Source organism: Sphingobacterium sp. UBA2480 (assembly GCF_002341965.1).
Classification (GTDB): domain Bacteria; phylum Bacteroidota; class Bacteroidia; order Sphingobacteriales; family Sphingobacteriaceae; genus Sphingobacterium; species Sphingobacterium multivorum.
Window position 1 is genome coordinate 119,923 of record NZ_DDPA01000006.1, and the last position, 21,665, is coordinate 141,587.

Here is a 21,665-nt window from a genome sequence, read left to right on the forward strand (position 1 = left end):
TATTCAAGTTATGAAAATCAAAATGAAATTAATGTATGCAGTGGTATTGACCTTGGTCACTTTCGCTTTTGTTGGATGTTCAAAGGACAAAGATGAACCCATCCAAACAGGTGGTAGCATTGATGCAGCTGTTGGTACGTATAAAGGTAAATTGGATCTATCAAACACAACTGGTCCTATGTTTGATAAAATCGTGACGGTTACAAAAGTATCTGACAACACGCTCAAAGTTGAGATCGGAGACAAGGCATTAAAAATACCAACAAAAGAATTCAAGGTTATTAATAATATGAATGTATCGATTCAAACAGCAGGTGTTTCTCCTGAAGGAACATTCTTGTTTGATGTAAAAAATAAGACCCTTCTTTGCCAGGGAGAAAAAACGAGTGCAACAGAAGTCTTTTATACTTTCGAAGGAACGAAACAATAAGCTCATTCTTTCTTATTCAATGAAAAAGCGGTATTGACTAAAGTCAATACCGCTTTTTCTGTCATATAGCCAATTGGTCGATTTTAATTACACACATTTAACCAATTATGCAAATTTATTTTTAAGACAACAACGTAAAATCAATCTGCCTTTTATCCAGATCTACTTTCTTTACCCGGATTTGCACCTCATCACCCAGCTGGAATTTCTTTTTCTTCCTTTGGCCAATGATTGCATAGTTCTTTTCATCAAGTACGTAAAAGTCATCGGTGATATCCCGCAGCCTGACCATACCCTCACATTTATTCTCTTCAATCTCTACATACATACCCCATTCTGTAACACCTGAAACAATACCTGTATATTCAGTGCCAATCTGATCCTGCAAGTATTCTGCCTGTTTGTATTTGATCGATGCACGTTCGGCCTCAGCCGCTTTTTTCTCCATTTGGGAAGAATGCTCGGCCATCTTCTCATAATGTTCCGCATTGATTTTGGTACCTCCCTCCAGATAGAATTGCAAAAGACGGTGTACCATTACATCGGGATAACGACGGATAGGGGAGGTGAAATGGGTATAATAATCAAATGCCAATCCATAGTGACTTGTCTTCTTTGTCGTATAGATCGCTTTGGCCATCGAACGAACGGCAAGCGAAGTCAGCATGTTTTGTTCTTTGCTGCCTTCTATTTTGGTCATCAAAGCATTTAAAGATTTAGCCGTTTCCTTGTCCGTTTTGATGGTCAATTTATGACCAAAACGCGCCGCAAATTGAGAGAACGTCGTCAGCGTCTCCGGATTAGGCACATCGTGAAACCGGTATACAAACGTAAGCTTGTTTTTTCCGCGCCCTTGCTTACCGATAAACTCGGCAACCTTACGGTTAGCCAATAACATAAAATCTTCAATCAGCTTGTGCGCATCCTTACGCACTTTGGTATAGACCCCGGTAGGCTTGCCATTTTCATCCAAGGTGAACTTGACTTCCTCACTTTCAAAGGCAATTGCCCCATTTTTAAATTTACGCTCCCGAAGAATATAAGCCAGTTCATTTAATTTCAGGATCTCCTCACTGAAATCGCCCGATTTCGTTTCAATCACCTCCTGTGCTTCTTCATAACTGAAACGGCGGTCGGAATGGATGATCGTGCGGCCAAACCATTGATGGTGTACATTGGCTTTTTCGTCTAATTCAAAAACAGCCGAAAAGCATAGCTTATCTTCATGTGGACGTAAGGAACAAACTCCGTTAGAAAGACGCTCCGGAAGCATCGGGATAACACGGTCCACCAAATAGACCGATGTACCACGGTTAAATGCTTCTTTGTCCAATTCTGTATCGGGTATCACAAAATGCGAAACATCGGCAATGTGAACACCGATTTCATAGTTGCCATTCTCTAATTTTTGAAAGGAGATGGCGTCATCGAAATCTTTTGCATCCGCGGGGTCAATGGTAAAGGTCGTCACGTTTCTAAAGTCGCGTCGCTTGGCTATTTCCTCCTTGCTTATTTTTTCCGAAATCTGATTCGCTTCATCCTCTACTTTTTTAGGGAACTCCAATGGGAAACCATAGTCGGCCAAAATAGCGTTCATCTCGGTGTTATTTTCCCCTTTGGTGCCCAAGACATGTTTGACCGTTCCAACAGGATTTTTGCTCCCGCTAGGCCAGTCAATAATCGATACGACCACTTTTTCTTTGTCCTTGGCTCCATTCAAATTGTCCAAAGGAATAAAAATGTCGTGTAGCATCTTGCGGTCATCCGCAATAAAAAAAGCAAAATTGTTGGAGATGCTGATCGTTCCCGTGAAATCAGTCTTGGCCCTTTGCAGAATTTCAACCACTTCACCCTCTTTTTTGCGGCCGCCTTTTCTTTTTTCGAAGGTATGAACCTTTACAATATCGCCGTGGAGTGCCTGTCTAAGTTTCCGTGGAGCGATATAAATATCATTTTCAAATTCGTCATCAGGAATTACATAGGCAGAACCATCGGCGGTCATATCTACTTTCCCAGTGACATACACTTTGAGTTGCTTCAAATTAAATTTGCCTCTGTCCACCTCAATAAAAAGCCCATTCCTTACATTATCATGTAATATATCGGCGATAGCGACTTTTGAGTCGTTATCCGTGAGGTTCAATTTAGAAGAAACTTGTTTATAGTTGAGCGGCTTATTACCCGATTTTTCGAAGATATCGATAATCAGCTGTGTTAACACCTCTTTATATGGATTTTCTTTTCTTGTTTTCATTCACTTATTATTTATTATTATTCATATACATCGGTCTTCGACAGGCCAATAGATCCTTTGACTGGCTAGGATAATGGATTTCGAAAAACCAGTCTTTACCGCAGATCATGAGTAAGCCATACATCAAGATCGATGCCAATACAAGGTACGAAAAAAACAGCAGTTGACACGACAATAAGAGCTAAACGAAGCACCTTCCGATAGCCAATGTATAGACAGTTTAGCCGAAAAATAGTTTTGGATTGGTACAGCCTGATTTACTTTTTGCAATGATTGCACACACCAAGTGCATTTACAGCAATCGCTTCGAGACTAAAGCCTGCTGGGATCGATACTTTTGGTAAGGTCATATCTTCCAGACAGTACACCGAATTGCATACCCGGCAAATAAAATGTACGTGTTGGTCATGATGATCATGTTCTGAACAGTTTGTCGAACACATGGCGTAAGTAGCTGTACCATGTAGATCAAAGATTTTATGGATAATCCCTTTCTCTTCAAAGCTGGCCAATACCCGGTATAATGTGACACGGTCAATATCCTTGCCCAGTAATTTTTCCAGTTCCGGCTGCGAAATTGCAGACTCTTTCCTCGAAATAATTTCAAGCACCTTCAACCGGGGTTGGGTAACTTTTAAACTATTTCGTTTGAGAATTTCTGGATATACAGTGTTGGAATCTTCCATGGATTTCTTCGTTAAGCCTTAGATCAAATACAAACTAAGAGAAATTTACTTTTATTTGCAAGTTTAAAAACTATCCGACGAATTTATTCATCGTATTTTTTCCCTTTGCATAGACCATTAACGAACAGAAATGGGCCATTTCCTTTCTCAAAGATGCTTTTGACAGTACAAAAATACGGAATCTATTAAAAATAAGAAAACCGATAAGTTTAAGATTAGTGTCATCTTACTTATCGGTTTTCGTTACTATATGGAAATATAGGAATCTTATTTGCCTGCAGCTTTAGCGTGATCAGCTAAGAATGTCGCTAGACCGCTGTCTGTCAATGGGTGTTTCAATAAGGCTAGGATCGCTGATAAAGGACCTGTCATAACATCAGCACCGATTTTAGCACATCCTAAAATGTGTGCACTGTGACGTACAGAAGCAGCTAAAATTTGTGTAGGATAGTTGTAGTTATCATAGATTAAACGAATATCTTCGATCAACGCTAATCCGTCTGTAGAGATATCATCCAAACGACCGATAAAAGGAGATACATAGGTTGCCCCAGCTTTAGCAGCCAATAGTGCCTGACCAGCTGTAAATACCAATGTACAATTTGTTTTAATACCTTTTTTGCTGAAATATTTAATTGCTTTTACGCCATCTTTGATCATAGGGACTTTGACAACTATCTTGCTGTCAAGAGCTGCTAACGCTTCTCCTTCTTTGATCATTTCTTCATAATTTGTAGAAATAACTTCAGCACTGACATCGCCATCAACGATTGCACAGATCGCTTTATAATGGTTGATTACGTTTTCATCACCGCTAATACCTTCTTTAGCCATTAAACTTGGATTGGTTGTTACCCCGTCTAATACGCCTAAGTCTTGGGCTTCTTTGATTTGCTCTAGGTTCGCTGTGTCAATAAAAAATTTCATTGTATATGTTATTGAATGATAATAATTTGATTATTCTAAAGTTCAAAATAATGATGCAAAGTTATTGATTATATTCCAGTATTGAAGCATTGATTTTCACCTATTGTATCTTTATTTTAGCAAAAAGGAATCTCTTCTCCTAATTTTTTGTTATACTTTTAATATAGTATTATCTTTACGTATGCAGGTTTTTCGTTCGCTCCATTATAGAAATTTCCGGTTACATGTTATAGGTCAAGCAATTTCCCTTATGGGAACTTGGATGCAGCGGATAGCCATCAGTTGGTTAGTCTATGAATTGACCGGATCAGTGTTTTGGCTTGGTTTTGTGCAGTTTATCTCCCTATTGCCTTCTTTGGTCCTGTCTCCATTTATCGGCAGTTTTGTCGATAAGCATAAAAAGTATAAATTGGTTCTGATGACCCAAATTGGTCTGATGATACAGGCTGGGATCTTGACCCTGGTCGTTTATCTGAAATGGGAGAGTGTCTTATGGCTCTCCATCTTAGGTCTTATACAGGGAGTCATTAATTCCTTCGATGTTTTGGGGCGTCAGTCGCTGATGATGTATTTGGTTGGGGACCGTAAAGATCTGCCGAATGCCATAGCGCTGAATTCAACAATTTTCAATGGTGCCCGAATGTTGGGGCCTGCAATAGGAGGTATTTTACTGAGTACATACGGTGAACTCGTCTGTTTTGCCCTGAACTTTATCAGTTTTGTTCCGGTCATTATTACATTATTGATGATGCGGGTCGATGAAACACATGTTCAACTGAGTAAGGGAAGCAATTGGGAAGGCTTGGTCGAAGGCTTTCGTTACCTTAAACGTTCACCGCACATCTCCTCGCTGATTATTATCATGACATTCTCCAGCTTGATTGTTATTCCGTATACCTCGTTGCTGCCTGCCATAGCAAAAGAAATGTTTCATGGTGATGAACGCACGTTCTCCTGGTTTGAAAGTGCGGCCGGCCTGGGTGCCATGATTGGTGCATTTAATATGGCCCGTTTAAAATCGAGTACCAATTTGCGCTATCAGGTGATGGGGGCAGCTGCGCTTATGGGGGTTGCATTATTGTTTTTGGCGCATTCGAGTATGCTGCAGATGGCACTCGTCTATGTGATGTTGGTATCCTTTGCCATGATGATGCAAAACTCAAGTATCAATACGTATATTCAGACGCATGCCATACCAATCTATCGTGCCCGGGCAATCTCGTATTACGTTATGGCTTTTCAGGGAATATTTCCCATTGGTACATTGATGATCGGTTCCTTAGCCAGTTACTGTGGGCTTCGAATGACATTATACGTCATGGGGGGACTGGGTATATTGATCGCAATCGTGTACTATGGCTATCTCCGGCTCCATATCCACAAACGCCTATTTAAGTTTTAATTTCCGGTTTCTTAATTTTAAGGTGCGTTTGGCATAATCAATGACAGCGCCATAGTCTGCAAAAATATCTCCACCCAATACGCCGATCACGGGTTCCAGATCCATCTGCTGATAGGCATAGTTGATCGAGCTTAAATCCAATACCGCCGTATTCAAGTTTTTTATCCGCCATTCACCTATGGTCAGACTCGGAATTTTCATGTTGAAACTCTCCATCGAATTGGTGCCAAGTCCTGTTGATAATGTTTCTGAAGGCTCAAGCTGTAATTGGTCTTCCAAAAGATGGACTAACTGTGTTTTGTCAAATACAGTTTTAGAGGCACCTGTATCAATCACCATCTTGAATGAACGGCTATATAATTCTACATCGACTAAAATATGTGTGCCCTGGCCCTGCAGATCCAGTAATTGAAATGGTACTGTTGTCATATAACCAAACATACCCAAAAAATCCCTTAAAAAAGAAATTTAAGGCCTCTAGCGTATGTTTAAAATGCCCTGAAAACGTTTATGCGTTAAGCCGATCATAAAAAAGCTGTTATTTGAAGAATAACAGCCTTTCACCTTTTTATAGTTTATGCACTACAGCGCTTTTATTTCTTTTAGTACATTGTTCATTGTACGCACTGCTTCTGCACTTTTACTGAATTTTTCTTTGTCCTCTTCATCCAGCTGAAGGGGGACAATCCGATCCCATCCTTTTTTATTAATGATAACCGGTACGCCAAGATTAATATCTTCTTGTCCAAATTCACCTTCGAGGTAAACGGATGCAGTAAATAACTTGTTTTGATCACGCACGATACTTTCGACCACTGCGGCTGTTGCGGCTCCTGGAGCATACCAGGCTGAGGTCCCGATTAGACTGGTTAGGGTTGCTCCACCAACCATCGTTTTGTGTACAATTTCGTCCTGCTCTTCCGGGGTAAGGAAATCAGTGACTGGAATACTGTTCCACGTGGAGTGCTTGATAAGTGGAATCATCGTTGTATCTCCATGGCCGCCAATGACAATGGCATTGAGATCGGCCGCAGAAGCATTCAGTTTTTCGCTCAGTTGATATTTGAACCGGGCTGAATCCAATGTGCCACCCATTCCAATGATTCTATTTTTTGGTAATCCACTTGATTTAAGTGCCAGGTAAGTCATGGTGTCCATGGGATTGGAAACGATGACAATGATAATATCCGGAGAATATTTTACCAGGTTCTCCACCACTGACTTGACGATATTCGCATTTGTGCCAATTAGTTCTTCGCGTGTCATTCCGGGTTTACGCGGAATTCCCGAAGTAATGACGGCAACGGTAGAACCTGCAGTGGACAGATAGTCATTGGTTACTCCCTTGATTTTTGATTCAAAACCCAACAAGGCGGCAGTTTGTGCCATATCTTGCGCTTTACCTTCCGCAAATCCTTCTTTAATATCCAATAATACAATCTCTTCGGCGACATTTCGACGGATTAAATTGTCCGCTGTAGTTGCTCCTACAGCACCGGCACCAACAATAGTTACTTTCATATGTAAATTATTTGTTTATTCATGAGCTAATTTCCGCTTAAGAATTCATGCTGCCTTCGGCGGTTTTCTATGCCGTATAAAATATCCAGTCTCTCTTCACGAATGCGCGTATTTTTTACATGGATATTTCATGTGCATTGATGTGGATTAATAAATAATTCTTGAATTTAATCAATTATTGTCAGTAAATCAATGTATTTCGTGGGAATAACTTGTTTTTTGACATAATTGATAAGAGGGCAAATGCCATTGAACAAATAATGCATAATGATAGCGTCCAAAGGGTATGATTCTGATGGAATGCCCCCAAGAAAACAGGCCTGAAATTCGTTCAAGCCTGTTTTTTTTATCGTGTAAATCAAATTTTAAATCCTAGAATGGATAACCGATGGCTAAATTAAACATCAAATTATCCTTCCTCCATCTTGAACTTCCAAAGTCGATATCCTTAAATACCCAACGTTCTCCTTTGGGAAGATACGGGATGCGGAAAGGTATTGACATATCCGTACGTATGATCAGAAAAGTAAAGTCGAAGCGTAATCCAGCGCCACCGCCAACAGCTAATTCATTCAAAAAGTTTTTGCTGAACTTACCGCCGGGCTTGTTGACGTCATCCCGTTGCAACCACACATTCCCCGCATCAATGAATGCTGCCCAATGAACAAAGCCCGCTAATTTGGCTCTATATTCGGTATTCAGCTCTAATTTGATGTCACCGGTTTGGTCTGCATAGAAAAGCCCATTGCTTAATTTTTCAGGGGCAACTGTTCCTGGGCCAATTGCACGAGCACCAAAAGCACGGATACTGTTAGGTCCACCCACATAATATTGTTTTAAATAGGGGAGTGACCGCGAGTTGCCATACGAATAACTTAAGCCCAAACTGACCCGCGAGGCAAGCTGCGAATTCTCCGACAATTTGAGATAATGTCTTCCATCGCCACTGATCTTGATGTATTGGGAAAAATACGCATCGAACAATTTGAAGGTTTTCCCTTTATTGAAATCTGCTCCCTTTATTAATCCGAGTATATTCCCCGAGAGGTCCAAGTTGCCTTTGAAATAAAAGGTATTTTTCAAATGCTGCTTCATCGTGTTTTGAAACGTGAAATTGTAATTTGGGCCAATCGTAAATTGTGGATCTATTGCATGCCTTAACGCCGGAATGGTATCCATTTGTTTTTGGTAGTTTTCTGAAATCCCTTTAGGCTGAACATAGGTAATCTCCATTAGAGCAAGATCGTGCTGCTTCTCCTCAGACTCCTGCCAAATATAACCGTAATCCAATGCGATGGAATTTAAGGTATATGCTTTGCGGCGATTTAAAAACTCATACCGCCCTTTGACGTAAGTCTTGGGGATAAAACGTCGTGTCGGTGAAATCCGTCCAAAAGGGGACAATATCCGTGGAAAGGTCAGTGTAGCCTCCATACCATAGCGGTAATAACTCGAATTGAGGTCAGCCGATCCACCGGTTTGGGTTTCATAACCACCGAATACATTAAAACTCAACTGCTCCGCGCCTTTAAATGCGTTGCGTAAAGTCCAGTTGACATTCACCTCGGTACCATTGTATACTGAGGCCATTTTTCCTAAAAGTTCCACACGGAGTGATTTTTTAGGCAATGGCGTTAAGTAGTAATAGACATCCAGTGCATTGGGTACTTCTTTGCTGTCCACGAAGTTGTTTTTGACAAATTTCCAGCTATTGAGATTCACCAGGTGGCTGATGGTCTGGTTATGCGCATTCCGGTTGTAGACGTCACCGGGATGGAAGAAGATATGATTTGCGATAACAGGCTTTCGATAAAGATGCTGGCGGTCTATAAAATAGTAACTGCTATCATATAGTTCCCCGTTGCGGGTGGATCGCTGATAACCGGAGCTTGTTTCCGTGTAGTTCGGGAAAATGTAGATTTTATTGATCTTGGACGGTACCCTTGCCTGTGCCGGTGTCTCCTTTTTCACCGTAACATACATATCGACTTTGTTGTTCCGATGCGAACTGTCTACCTGAACTAGGATGTAATCGGGACTGAAATAATAATACCCTCTATTTTTGAGGTCATTGTCGATGCGGTCGCGCTCATTGAGGATAACATCTAAACTGTAATTCTTACCCACTTGCAAGAGGCTTTTATCGGAGCTCGAACGGATATCTTTACCCAACTGTGTTGTGCTGTCGATGTCGAATTGAACAGATCTGATTCGGTAGATCAGATTAGGCTTGGCTGTATAATTAATGGTTGCTTTTTTGTCTTCAACTAAGGTGTCCGATTTCACTTCCGCATTGAAGAATCCGAAATTCTCCAGACGATTGCGCAATAGGTTTTCATTATATTCGCGATTGACGTCGCTCAATACTACCGGTTCTTCACCGATCTTCTTGAGGAATTTTTTAATGATGTTATTCCCCGCAGAGTCCCCGGCCATATTGTTGAAATAGAGCTTGAATGGCACGCCGGCCAAACGTTTGTTGGGCTTTGGCATCAGTGCAGCTTCTAAATGAGTCGCAATCTTTTCCTTATTTTCTTTGGAAATCGTGTCCGAATCGACTATCACATTGCCCTTGACATATAAGCTTTCCCCTTCTTTTAGATTCTTGGTGGAAGAGCAGGATGCTATAAATGCAGCGCATGAAACTATTCCCACAATATACTTTAGTTTAGTTTGCATGGTAATTCCTTTCCTCATCTTCATTTTTTATAGCTGTCGTTCTGATGGTATCTATAGTTGATTTTGGACTATCGCTTTTCGGCGTACGTTTCGTTGAGTCCAGCTGTTGCTTACGTCTCTCTTTTTCTCTTTCCTCCATACGCTTTCTGTATTCAGGACTATGGGTCATCAAACTATCTCGGATGACGGTGCGTACACTGTCGCGATAGACTGAATCGGTTTCCATACGTTCTACATCGAAACGTTTTCTGAAACCCTTACTATTGGTGTCGTAATACTCTTTGAGTTTTTTCGAACTCATCCAGATCTCCTTAAATCGGTTGTAATCCATATTGATGATAAATCCGATACCCGTTTCTACATATTGACCTTGGAGTGTAACCTGATATTGATTTTTACGATATACCCGCGCAAAATAGCGGCCATCTTGCGAAAGTTGATAATCCAATTGGATATCTCCAGCAATGTTGTTGGCTGTTTCTCCCGGACGTGTATTTCCTTCAACTTCAAAATTAGAGCCAACAGTAATTTTTAGGCGGTCATTTAAAAGCATTTTAGACACACCGATATTCAGATCTGTTCGGGTCTGGCCTGCTCCAGTTGCGTAATCTTCTTCCGAAGTTAAGTTGAAATCCAGCTCTACTCCGCTGATAAGCTCGGAGGCAAGGCGGTTCAATTGACCGCTCAGGAACGAACTGATGCTATTTCTGACAATGGCTTCCGTACCCCCGCCACCGGATAAACTCTCAAATGGATTGGTCGACATAAAGCGTCCCAAAACGATGAGTGAAAAGACCTGTTTGTTCAGTTCAGATGGATTTTCACGCAAGGTGGTCAAGGCATTGTTGACTTTGCTAATCACATCTTGCGAAACAACCGAGTTGTTTTCGTCCAAGTCGATATCAAAATTTAGTTGCGGTTGGAAAAGTTTGTCTGTGATCTTCAGTAAGACATTGAAAGGAATCCGCTGCTTGTACAAATTAGCGTTTTCCGACCCCAGCTGCGTTGCTACAAGTTCGAGGGTCGGTGCTTTGGTTGTGTATGCTGCCGTGATATTAAGCTGCGCATCCAGGGGATCTCCATTCCAAGTGATCGTACTTCCTTTTCGGAATGTAAAATCTTTTTTTACGGGACCAAAACTGAAGGAGTAACTTCCTTTGTCTACGGTAAATGTACCCGACAAGGTAATTTTGCTACTTGCATCAATACCTGCGTTCAGTTCCGCTTCACCCTGGATATTCAGTGCATCCTGTGAACCAGCATCCAAGAGGATCTTAAATTTAGCATCCTTATCGGTTTGCAGATTCAGATCTACGTCGATTCCCGTCAATCGGGTAACAGTCATAGAATCTAATTTTGCAAATACATTGGCTCTTGTTGTATCACTCTTATCAACGAATTCGACAACCCCTTTCCGGTCGGCCATCCCGGGATCCTCATTTGGCATGACAAAGGTAAAGTCCGTATCATCTAACACCTTGATTGTGCCATCAACGATAGGCTTATCGAGGTTTCCACGAATGCGTAGGTTAGACGTGAGGTACATTTTACCATAAAACATGTCGTTGTCGCTCTGTGTTGAATTGAGCACCTCAAAATTGTCTGTATTGACATTGAGGTTGAAATCAAAATCAGTATACGTTTTGGTTTCTATGGATCCCGTTACCTTGGCAATATTTCCTTTTTTGTCTTCCAATGCAAATTTTGGGAAAGTAATGCCTCTTTCATCCAAATGAATGGTTTCATCTTTCGCTTTGAATAGTGCATTCAACATAGCAATATTGAACTGAGCATCTTTAAACTTAACATCGCCGTTAATGCGGGGTTTGGATGGCGATCCTGTTATTTTTAACTGGCCTTCCAAGTTTCCCTTCGAGTCTTTTAGATAGCCCAGACTAAATGCCTGAACCGTCTGCATAGAAAGCGGTGCAATATCTAAAGTGAAATCCAGGCTTGCCTCTCCCTGAGGAGGACTGATAAAATCACCACTTAATACGACATTATTGCCATTTTCACTGATACTGATATTCGCATTATAGGTGTTTTCTTTTTGATTATTCACTTTTATATTGACATTACCAACGGTATCTTTTCCAATATAAAATTTATCGATCACAAGATCAGAAACAAATACTGGGCTGCTTTCTAGGCGTGATATCGTGGCCTGGCCATTAATGCCGCCGCCAAGATCGACTGTTTCACTTTCGAGCATTTTACTTAATGTCTCAATGCGGAAATTCTTAAATGCAATGTTGAGCGGCGAATTGAGCACACTATCCTGCGATGATATGCTCAGCTCCTGTCCCTTATTACTTAAGATAAAATCATTGGCCTGAATACCTGTGCTTCCAAATTTGAGTACATTGTTTGGATTTATGGTCCACTTGTCGTAGTTCAGCATAAGGCCGTCCTGAAGTAGGCTAAAAACGAATGCGCCATTATCAACGCGCATATTGGCACCCAAATGATACTGCTCTTTCTCTTTCTTGTCTTTTATCCAGAGACCGAAATCCAAATTGTTTTGGATGACTTTACCACTGAATACGGTATTCACCAGTTCAATATTGCTTACCTTGATTTTATTGATCAATGCCGAATAATACAGTGTACTGTCGAGGGTATTGATATCCAAAGTAACGTTATTGATTTCAGTGCCATTATAGATTATTTTCGGTGCATCCAACTTGGCGAGAATTGTTTTTGATTGACTGTTAAACATACCATCCAATGTGATATCCGACATCTCTGTCAGTTCTGGCAAGAAATCTTTGATAAACTTAGTTCGCGTCAATTGGGCCGAAAACTCGATGTTCTGTGGTTCGTATTTGGGCACTTTAACAGCTTTGCCTGGTTGGTAATATACCTGTAAGATGTCTTGAACGGCATTCTGCAATTCTAGAATTTTGTATTTTCCGACCAAATGGGCGTTTAAAAAGTCCGATTTTAAAAGTAGCAAGTTGCGGCTAGTATCCGCTTTTGCAATTAGTGATATACTGTCTAGCGAGTAATAAGCATCATTGTAAACAATGGATGAATTGGTAATGTGTGCTTCTCCGTTCAAAAAATTTGGATCGGCTGAACTGAAATTTCCAACGAGTTTACCATGGTATTTGAACTCGTCATCCATCAACTTTAAATTTTTAAGATTAATGGTATCTACCATAAGCTCAAAATCCACCTGTGGGTACTTGGATTTCATATTGGCTGTCGCATTTAATCTCAATTGGATATTAGGATCAGGGCTAACGACAGCGGCTTTTATGTCCCCTTTGTCTGCCGTAAGATTCATATCAATATTTTGGTAGCGATAGCCCATGGCGTCCATCCGGTTTACTTTGCCATCAAAGTTGGCGACAAGCTTCTTGGGATCTGTTCCATGACCCTTAATTTTCCCCTCAAATGAAAGTATTCCTAAGGTACTGTCCATTTTCATGATTTTACCAATGTCAAAATCACGAATACTCACATAAGCATCGTAGGTCGTGTCGCGGCCTATCATGCCAACTTTACCATTAAATTTGGCCGTCCCTTTCTCTGTTACCAACGAAAGATTGGTGTTAAAGGCATTCATTCCGCCTTTAAAAGTTCCGGTGAGCCCGATTGTATTGGGTAATTCTATTCCGCTCGGCAACATTTTTTTTGAAACCAGCTTTTCGATATCCGAACGTCCTGTAGTCAATTTTTTTAAATTAAGATCCATAGACATTTTATCGACATTGGGTAGCCCCTTTAAATGTAGGCTTGCAATGACACGTGTGTTGGACAGGGTTTGAAAATCAATTGCCGGAATATTGAGGTCATTTAGCTTCCCGACAACGCGACCATCAATATTAAATTTTTTGTCCATCAACGGTTTCATCACCTGCATGGTGTCCAAAAAAGGAGCGAAATAGTAGATATCGCGCATATCAACACGGCTCTTTTTGATGGTTGCATTGACGTAGATCAGTTCTGGTTTTTTAGCGATAACATCCAACGAAGGATAAGTTATTTTTAAGTAATCACGCAGCAGAGTGCGTGGCGTCTCTGCATATAGATTTTTGATCTCCGCCCCGGTATTTGTATACTTAAAATCCCCCTTCAATTGCTTGATCACAAACCCCGATTGATCGGAGGCTACAAGTTCTTTTAGTGATCCACTGATGGAATCGGCACTGTAGTAAAGATCATTTAAACTGGTTTTCATCCCAGGGATCTTAATGTTGAAGTAATCAAAGCCTTTCATACGAGCCTGATTATCGTCTCTATAAGCTAAGCTTGTCTTATTGATTTGGATTTCTTTGGCAGAAACAACCCAGTTTATTTTGGTCGTATCCGCGGTGTTTTTCGCTGCGGCGTTTACTTTTTTCTGGATCTTTCCAAAGAGCACAGTATTGTCTGAACCATCAAGATTGATCGTCTGAATATCGACAAGTTCTTTGTTAAGGTCGATCTTGTTAATGTCCGCATGAAGGTTTTTGATATAAAATTTAGTGTTCAACAGGCTAGACTGATCCTCGTAGCGTACTAAGATATTCGTCAGGTCTGCGATCTGTATACCGACATCGGGAAGCAAGGCGGTTGTTTGTGCGGTTTTATCCGTAATGCCAAAGTCTTCGACCGAAGGAGCTGTACCGTCCTTAATCGGCCGCCATTGTTTCACTGTGGCGCTCAGACCATCTATTTTCACTTTTGGAAGATTGAAGGCCATGTTTTTTGTGAGGTCGAACTTTTTGATATTGGTATTTAGGCTGTTCAGGTAAACATCGGCACTTGTTCCAATGACGTCATCGGCATAAACAATATGAAATTTGTCAAATTTGACTTTATCGAGGTTAAATAGGAGGGCTGAACTGCTGTCTGCAGTTGCTGTGCTTTCTTTTTGGGAAGCGAAAGCTTTAACAATATAATCAAAGTTGAACGAACTGTCCGGCAATGTACGTCGAATTTTTGCAGTGATTCCTTCTGCTTCAAGACGCTGTATTTCAACTGTGTTTTTCAACAGCTTGAGCATATTGATATCAACAGCAATGCTTTTTCCTGCTACTAAGGTATCTTTACTTTGGTCGGCTAAATAGATATCCTCCAATACCAGTTTTTTAGGAAAATCAATATTAATGTATCCAATTTTAACGGGTGTACCAATCTTGTTTTCTACATATTGCGTTACTTTTCCCGCAATATAATTCTGAACGGCGGGTAATCTGATTAAAAATACAATTAGAATAGCCAGCGCAATTATTACTCCAATAATCCACAATATTGTTTTGAAAGCAATTCGGGTAAATCTGTTCAACGTATAATTTGATTTAAGTATCTATTAATAAAAATTAAAACGGAAAAAAGTTTGCCAAGATTCAGCTATTAACTTACAGCGTTACTATTTCAGCAAACTAAGATAAATTTGCTTGCAAATGCAAGTTTAATTTATCGGCTATACCACAAGTCAATAGTAAACCGCTTTTCTTTCCTATATAACATTATTTTATCTTAGGAATGTTATAACAACATATCAAATAATTGACCAAACCATTCTATTCGTATAAAGTTTTTTGTTTTTTAATTTTATGTTAATAAAAACATTAAATACCTGTCAATTTATCAAAAAAACAGGTATTTAATAGGGGCCACAACGGGGGGTAATTATTCCATCAATTTTTTATACTTGTTCCAGTTTTCAAATACCACCCATAACCAAATAATAAACAATACAGCCCAGATAATTAATCCCTGTTGGCTGTAAAAAATCATATTGTGGGTAAAAATGCCAATGAGTATTGGAAAGATGACTAATGCACCTAAAGTTCTTGTCTTTGGAAAAATAAACAGTAAACCACCCAGCAGTTCGATAATACCGACTAGTGGCAATAGCCATTTTATCGTAGCAAAAGCCTCAAATACCTTTTTCATGTCCATATCCATTGGTGGCATAGGCATATAATGAAAAAGTTTATCCAGCCCTGCGTTGATGAATAACAAGGCAAATAAAATACAAAGTATGTTTTTAAAGATCTTCATAACGGTCAATTTTATTTAATTATTTTACTGTTATCGTTGTCGGTGGATCAGTGCTGTTATCTTCTTTGTCTTCTTCGTCTTTATTTGTATTTCGTTCTACGGTAATCGTACATTCTGTAAGCAATGCCGCTACAGCGCCAATTGCTGCAAAGACAGGCGCTAAGATCAACCCTATTGCACCAATAGTGACAGGAAAGCTCATAATTTCTTTGCCATGTTTGTCTGAAATGCTGATTTTGCTCACATTGCCCTCAGCAATGATTTCTTTGATCTTCTGTAAAAGGTTTTCACCGTTAATCTGAAATGTTTCTTTGAATCCCATAATGCTATAATTTAAGTTCGCTCTTATAAAGTTATTCATTTTTTGTAGGAATTCATCATGCAACCTATTGTTTGTCTACCGATTAATGATCCGTAGTTTTAAAGCGGTTACCCCGACACTGTTTTCGTGTGCAATTGCAGTATGGTTGCAGTATAGTTCAAGTATTGTTTAGGTATGGATACGATAGTCTTAAGACCATACTCAACCAATAAGATAGTCTCCGATAGACCTTGTGAAGGACCTAGTGCAGCTATTCATCTATGCGCGCTGTGAGCTGTATTTTGTCGCTATTGTAATTGCTAGGTGTTGTTCTTTAGCTGATTGGTGCTTGTAAGAATTTTTCTTGGTATTGTTCTATTCTTGATTGGTACTTGTTGGAACTTGCTTGGGTTTGTTCGGCCGCTGTTTGGCTCCTGGTTGGCCCGATGCCGAGCGTTGACCGAAGGCCAGGCGAAGCGTACCCGAACGGGAGCCGAAGCTGCCCTGACCCTGTCCCGGCTCAGTCTCGAATCGTTGTCGAATGGTATGCGGAGTTGAGCGGAGTTGAAGGGACTTTTGCTTGTTTAAAAAAAAGTCCCGCACAACCGGCGGGACTTTTTACAAAACTTGGATTTTTTATAAGGTTTATTGCATAGGTCTTAGCCCAATGCTATTAAGCTTTCTTCAAGAATTTTAATCTTTGCTTCGGCATCTGCCTTTTTACTTTTTTCGTTTTCAACAATTTCAGGTTTAGCATTTTGCACAAACCGCTCATTGGAAAGCTTTTTGTCTACAGATACAAGGAAACCTTTTAGGTATTCCAATTCTTTGGCAATACGTTCACGTTCAGCATCCGCATCAATATTGTTCTCCAAAGTAACATAACATTCGTCTTTGCCAGCAAGGAAACTTGCGGCTCCGGCTACTTTCTCAGAAACAAAAGTTACGCCTTCCAAGTTTGCAATTTTGGTAATGATGTCAATATATTGTGCTAAATTGATATCTGATTGTTGATTGATAGCCAATGGCAATGCTACTTTAGGGGAGATACCTTTAGAATTGCGGATATTGCGAACTTCCGAAATAATTTGCTGAGCGACAGCGAAATCTTTGATAAGCTGCTCATCAAAATCAGTTGCTGTCGGATAAGCGGCGACGATAATGCAATCTTTCTCGTCTTTCACACCGAACAGTTCGTCGTGCCACAATTCTTCTGTCAAGAAAGGCATGAAAGGGTGTACTAAAGTGAGTATACGTTGGAAAAAAGATTTTACTGTCTCTAAGGTTTCGCTAGAAATAGGGGAGCCATAAGCCGGTTTCACTAATTCAAGGTACCAAGCACAGAAGTCATCCCATACCAATTTGTAGGTTGTCATCAATGCATCTGATAAACGATAGTGTTTGAAGTTTTCTTCGATATCGACCAAGGCTTGATTTAGCCTTGCCTCAAACCAAGATGCTGAAATCCTATCTGAATCTGAAGCCGGAGTAGCAGTAATTTCCCAGCCTTTAACCAAGCGGAAGGCATTCCAGATTTTATTGGCAAAATTACGGCCCTGTACACAAAGTTCTACATCAAAAGGAAGGTCGTTACCTGCTGGAGCAGTCAATAACATGCCCATCCGCGTTGCATCTGCACCATATTCGTTCATCAAATCTATCGGATCGGGAGAGTTGCCCAGTGATTTAGACATTTTGCGGCCCAGTTTGTCCCGTACAATACCTGTGAAATAAACATTTTCAAAAGGCAATTGTCCACGGAATTCATAGCCCGAAACGATCATACGTGCTACCCAAAAGAAGATAATATCCGGAGCAGTGACTAAATCTTGCGTAGGGTAATAGTAATTAATTTCTGCATTTTCTGGTTCGTTGATGCCATTGAAAACTGAAATTGGCCATAGCCAAGCTGAAAACCAAGTATCAAGCACATCCTCATCTTGACGTAGATCGGTCAATTGAAGCGCTGTATTACCTGATTTTTCTTGCGCTAGAACAAGGGCCTCTTCAACCGTTTGTGCAACCACAAAGTCTTCGTTTCCGTCGCCATAGAAATACGCCGGTATCTGATGTCCCCACCACAATTGTCTTGAAATGTTCCAATCGGTAACATTCTCCATCCAGTTGCGGTAGATATTTTTGAATTTTGTCGGATGAAATTTAATGGTATCATTCATCACATTATCCAATGCCGGTTTTGCAAGATCTTCCATCTTTAGGAACCATTGATTGGAGATTTTTGGCTCTATAATAGCACCTGTTCGCTCTGAAGTTCCAACATTATTGGTATAGTTTTCAACTTGCTCCAATAACCCTTTTTCCTCAAGCTCTTTCTCGATTTCTTTACGTACTTTAAAACGATCCATACCTGCGTAATGCAGGCCATTGTCGTTTAGTTTTGCTTCGTCGGTAAAGATGTCGACAAATTCCAGGTTGTGCTTTTTACCTAGTGCATAGTCGTTCACATCGTGTGCTGGAGTAACTTTAAGGCATCCAGTACCAAACTCCAAATCGACATATTCATCTTCGATGATGTTCACCTTTCTGCCAACGATCGGCACAATGACTTGCTTTCCTTTTAACCAGGTATAGCGTTCATCATTGGGATTGATACACACGGCTGTGTCACCAAAGATGGTTTCAGGACGGGTAGTCGCCACAACAATGTATTGATCTGTTCCCTCAACCTGATATTTCAAGTGGTATAATTTGCCGTTTTTCTCTTTATAAATAACCTCTTCGTCTGAGATATTTGTTTTTGCTTCAGGATCCCAGTTGACCATGCGGTAACCACGATAGATTAATCCTTTATGATATAGATCGACGAATACACGGATAACAGATTGGTATAATTCTGGATCCATGGTAAAACGTGTACGATCCCAGTCACAGGAAGCGCCAAGTTTTTCGAGCTGTTTTAGAATAATACCACCGTATTTTTCCTTCCATTCCCAAGCATGTTTTAAGAAATCTTCACGAGATAAAGATCGTTTATCAATTCCTTGTTCTTTCAACATAGCGACGACCTTAGCTTCAGTGGCAATGGAGGCGTGATCGGTCCCCGGTACCCAACAAGCGTTTTTCCCCTGCATACGTGCCCGGCGAATCAAAACGTCTTGAATGGTATTATTCAGCATATGCCCCATGTGCAATACTCCCGTGACATTCGGAGGGGGCATCACAATCGTGTAAGGTTCACGTTCGTCCGGGGTGGAACGGAAAAATCCATTCGCTTTCCAATAGCTGTACCATTTTTCTTCAGCTTCTTTTGGATTGTAAGTTTTCGCTATGCTCATTTTAAATTTTTGTATTCAAACTTTTAAGGAACACAAAAGTAAGGAATTCTATGTTATTTTCCTTAGTAATCCATTGATCTTGTTCTCAAACAAAAAGAAGTTATGAATAATGGCTAAGCAATACGTTTAATGAGGATCCTCCTAAGCAGAAGAGGCGGTTATTGCAGTTAGGTAAAGCATAACGTAAGATTTATACTTTTTTAATCTTTTCTTCATATTACTAAGTAATTAGCCCGTATTTCATGTAAATTAATGTAAATTTGCCTGTTTTATTTTTACACGAAGGGATGCAACGATTTGCTAATGAGCTTAGAGCTTTAACACAGTATTTTCTGTTCTGGTTAATTATCTGTTTTATAGATAGATTGATTTTTGTTATTGCTTTTTTTGAGAAGATAGGTTTTTCTAATTTCACAGAAATTTTCAGGATTTATTACCATGGTCTGAATCTGGATTTTTCTGCAGTCTCCTATATCTGTGCATTACCATTTCTGGTGTATTGCCTATTAAGTTTCTTTCCAAAACTGAAACCCAAAAGACTGATCCTTGATATCTATACCATTATCGTCCTGGTATTGTTCTTTGTGACAAGTTTTATCAATGTCAATATTTATCGGGAGTGGGGCGACAAGATTTCTAAACGTGCCATAGATGCATTTTTTGCTTCGCCTTCGGGTGCCGTCGCTTCGGCTGAATCCACGCCGGTGTTTCTCCCCATCGTTGGGATGTTGATCGGTATATTCTGCGGTTATTTTCTGTACCGTTGGATGTTTAAAAAAGTCTCTTTTTTCAATCTCAAGTCTCCTGTCAGTAATTTTCTCAAACTGGCGATCGGAGTTTTTGTACTTTTCACGTTTATCCGCGGTGGCTACGGAAGAGCGACGTTAAACCCTAGTAAAGCCTATTATTCCGAGGAAACATTTTACAACCACGCAGCAGTCAATACACAATGGTCGCTTTTGCGGGATTTTTTTGCTAAAAGTACCAAGCTTAAAAATCCCTATACTTATTATGGTGATCAGAAGGACATTCAGGACAAGCTACGGCCCGCCTTTCAAAGTCAGCCTGATTCTGCTGTTGAGGTCCTGTCAACCACTCGTCCAAATGTCGTTATTATCATGCTGGAAAGCTTTGTTGGCGATCTCATTCAGTCTCTCGGAGGGGAAAAGGGAATTACGCCACACATGGAAGAATTGATTAAGGGTGGTATTTTGTTTGACCATATTTATTCTGCAGCTGATCGATCCGACAAAGGCATGGTAGCGGTGTTGAGCGGTTTTCCGGCGCAGGGGCCCGAGAGTATTATCAAATATATCGACAAGCATGAAAATATGCCTGCCATTGGACAGGAGTTCGATCATGCCGGCTACGAAACATCATTTTATCACGGTGGTCAGAGCGAGTTTTACAATTTTAAATCGTATATGCTGACACACGGGATATCTAGGGTGGTGGATAATGCCAATTTTGGCTTGGATGCGGAACGTGCCTCATGGGGTGTCTATGACCATGTCGTCTTTAATCAGATGATCAAGGATTTTAAAAAAGAAAAACAACCTTTCTTTTCGACGATCTTTACTTTAATTAATCACGAACCATTTGAATTAAAACACGGCTATAAATTTGGGAATGCTACCAATGCAGATAAATTCCGAAGTACGGCAAATTATACAGATTCAGCTGTTTTTGATTTTATTAATAAAGCCAAAAAGGAAGCTTGGTATAAAAATACCCTTTTCGTTATTGTCGCTGACCATGGACATCGCCTTCCTTCAGAAAAATGGGAGCTGTTTCACCCCAATCGCTTTCATATTCCGCTGATCTTTTTCGGCGATGTGATCAAACCTGAATATCGCGGCAAAATATTCAATAGAATTGGTAACCAAACGGATCTGGCGGCAACTTTATTGACACAATTGAAGCTTCCGACAGATCATTATCACTGGAGCCGGGATCTGTTTAATCCCACAACACCACAAATAGCATTCTATAATTCTAAAGACGCCTTCGGTGTAATTACACCAAAACAAGCCGTTTCATTTGATAACGTTGGAAGGATCATTAACTATAGAGCCAATAAGGAATATCCGGTTGGCAAAACAGATAGCTTATTGAATATTGCCAAAGCGTACTATCAAGATGTATACCGTGAATTTTTAAAATATTAGGGCT

General features: G+C 40.3%; 13 protein-coding genes. 3 read left to right on the forward strand and 10 right to left on the reverse strand.

Going from position 1 to position 21,665, the window contains the following annotated elements:
* Positions 1 to 10 precede the first annotated feature (10 nt).
* Positions 11 to 430 (forward strand): hypothetical protein, encoded by a 420-nt coding sequence (locus tag B3600_RS12170; RefSeq protein ID WP_286753129.1) that lies wholly within the window; start codon positions 11 to 13, stop codon positions 428 to 430.
* A gap of 121 nt (positions 431 to 551) precedes the next feature.
* Here B3600_RS12170 and rnr read toward each other — a convergent pair whose 3' ends face one another.
* The 3 genes from rnr to fsa form a co-directional block, all read right to left on the reverse strand.
* Positions 552 to 2,684 (reverse strand): ribonuclease R, encoded by a 2,133-nt coding sequence (gene rnr / locus B3600_RS12175; RefSeq protein WP_286753130.1) that lies wholly within the window; start codon positions 2,682 to 2,684, stop codon positions 552 to 554.
* A gap of 257 nt (positions 2,685 to 2,941) precedes the next feature.
* Positions 2,942 to 3,370, reverse strand: a complete 429-nt coding sequence (locus B3600_RS12180) for a Fur family transcriptional regulator (protein WP_286753131.1) — start codon at positions 3,368 to 3,370, stop codon at positions 2,942 to 2,944.
* Positions 3,371 to 3,637: 267 nt separating this feature from the next.
* Complete coding sequence (fsa, locus tag B3600_RS12185; RefSeq protein ID WP_075994110.1) at positions 3,638 to 4,297, reverse strand: fructose-6-phosphate aldolase; 660 nt, start codon at positions 4,295 to 4,297, stop codon at positions 3,638 to 3,640.
* Between the two features lie 181 nt (positions 4,298 to 4,478).
* Here fsa and B3600_RS12190 point away from each other — a divergent pair, with 181 nt between their 5' ends.
* Positions 4,479 to 5,699 (forward strand): MFS transporter, encoded by a 1,221-nt coding sequence (locus tag B3600_RS12190; protein WP_286753132.1) that lies wholly within the window; start codon positions 4,479 to 4,481, stop codon positions 5,697 to 5,699.
* Here the strand turns inward: B3600_RS12190 and B3600_RS12195 are convergent.
* The 7 genes from B3600_RS12195 to B3600_RS12225 form a co-directional block, all read right to left on the reverse strand.
* A complete protein-coding gene (locus B3600_RS12195) occupies positions 5,685 to 6,128 on the reverse strand; it encodes a retropepsin-like aspartic protease (protein ID WP_070563232.1) in 444 nt (147 codons plus the stop codon). The genes B3600_RS12190 and B3600_RS12195 overlap by 15 nt on opposite strands.
* Before the next feature lie 153 nt (positions 6,129 to 6,281).
* Complete coding sequence (locus B3600_RS12200; protein WP_046671868.1) at positions 6,282 to 7,220, reverse strand: malate dehydrogenase; 939 nt, start codon at positions 7,218 to 7,220, stop codon at positions 6,282 to 6,284.
* A 372-nt stretch (positions 7,221 to 7,592) separates the two neighbouring features.
* On the reverse strand, positions 7,593 to 9,917 hold the full coding sequence (locus B3600_RS12205) for a BamA/TamA family outer membrane protein (protein WP_286753133.1): 2,325 nt from the start codon (positions 9,915 to 9,917) through the stop codon (positions 7,593 to 7,595).
* Positions 9,889 to 15,174 carry a translocation/assembly module TamB domain-containing protein gene (locus B3600_RS12210; protein WP_286753134.1) on the reverse strand — a complete coding sequence of 1,762 codons (5,286 nt, stop codon included), beginning with the start codon at positions 15,172 to 15,174 and terminating at the stop codon, positions 9,889 to 9,891. The genes B3600_RS12205 and B3600_RS12210 overlap by 29 nt, the downstream gene beginning before the upstream one ends.
* Positions 15,175 to 15,521: 347 nt before the next feature.
* On the reverse strand, positions 15,522 to 15,896 hold the full coding sequence (locus B3600_RS12215) for a MauE/DoxX family redox-associated membrane protein (RefSeq protein WP_286753135.1): 375 nt from the start codon (positions 15,894 to 15,896) through the stop codon (positions 15,522 to 15,524).
* 19 nt (positions 15,897 to 15,915) lie between these two features.
* Positions 15,916 to 16,218 carry a DUF4342 domain-containing protein gene (locus B3600_RS12220; RefSeq protein WP_286753136.1) on the reverse strand — a complete coding sequence of 101 codons (303 nt, stop codon included), beginning with the start codon at positions 16,216 to 16,218 and terminating at the stop codon, positions 15,916 to 15,918.
* Between the two features lie 638 nt (positions 16,219 to 16,856).
* Entirely contained in the window at positions 16,857 to 19,493 is a 2,637-nt protein-coding gene (locus B3600_RS12225; protein ID WP_286753137.1) for a valine--tRNA ligase, read from the reverse strand.
* Positions 19,494 to 19,780: 287 nt separating this feature from the next.
* Here B3600_RS12225 and B3600_RS12230 point away from each other — a divergent pair, with 287 nt between their 5' ends.
* Positions 19,781 to 21,661: an LTA synthase family protein gene (locus B3600_RS12230; protein WP_286753138.1), complete on the forward strand. Its 1,881-nt coding sequence runs from the start codon at positions 19,781 to 19,783 to the stop codon at positions 21,659 to 21,661.
* Positions 21,662 to 21,665 lie beyond the last annotated feature (4 nt).

Bases quoted from the DNA above. Each gene is read 5' to 3' on its own strand.
- B3600_RS12170 (WP_286753129.1), top strand. From the start codon at position 11: ATGAAAATCAAAATGAAATTAATGTATGCAGTGGTATTGACCTTGGTC.
- rnr (WP_286753130.1), bottom strand. From the start codon at position 2,684: ATGAAAACAAGAAAAGAAAATCCATATAAAGAGGTGTTAACACAGCTG.
- B3600_RS12180 (WP_286753131.1), bottom strand. From the start codon at position 3,370: ATGGAAGATTCCAACACTGTATATCCAGAAATTCTCAAACGAAATAGT.
- fsa (WP_075994110.1), bottom strand. From the start codon at position 4,297: ATGAAATTTTTTATTGACACAGCGAACCTAGAGCAAATCAAAGAAGCC.
- B3600_RS12190 (WP_286753132.1), top strand. From the start codon at position 4,479: ATGCAGGTTTTTCGTTCGCTCCATTATAGAAATTTCCGGTTACATGTT.
- B3600_RS12195 (WP_070563232.1), bottom strand. From the start codon at position 6,128: ATGACAACAGTACCATTTCAATTACTGGATCTGCAGGGCCAGGGCACA.
- B3600_RS12200 (WP_046671868.1), bottom strand. From the start codon at position 7,220: ATGAAAGTAACTATTGTTGGTGCCGGTGCTGTAGGAGCAACTACAGCG.
- B3600_RS12205 (WP_286753133.1), bottom strand. From the start codon at position 9,917: ATGAGGAAAGGAATTACCATGCAAACTAAACTAAAGTATATTGTGGGA.
- B3600_RS12215 (WP_286753135.1), bottom strand. From the start codon at position 15,896: ATGAAGATCTTTAAAAACATACTTTGTATTTTATTTGCCTTGTTATTC.
- B3600_RS12220 (WP_286753136.1), bottom strand. From the start codon at position 16,218: ATGGGATTCAAAGAAACATTTCAGATTAACGGTGAAAACCTTTTACAG.
- B3600_RS12225 (WP_286753137.1), bottom strand. From the start codon at position 19,493: ATGAGCATAGCGAAAACTTACAATCCAAAAGAAGCTGAAGAAAAATGG.
- B3600_RS12230 (WP_286753138.1), top strand. From the start codon at position 19,781: ATGCAACGATTTGCTAATGAGCTTAGAGCTTTAACACAGTATTTTCTG.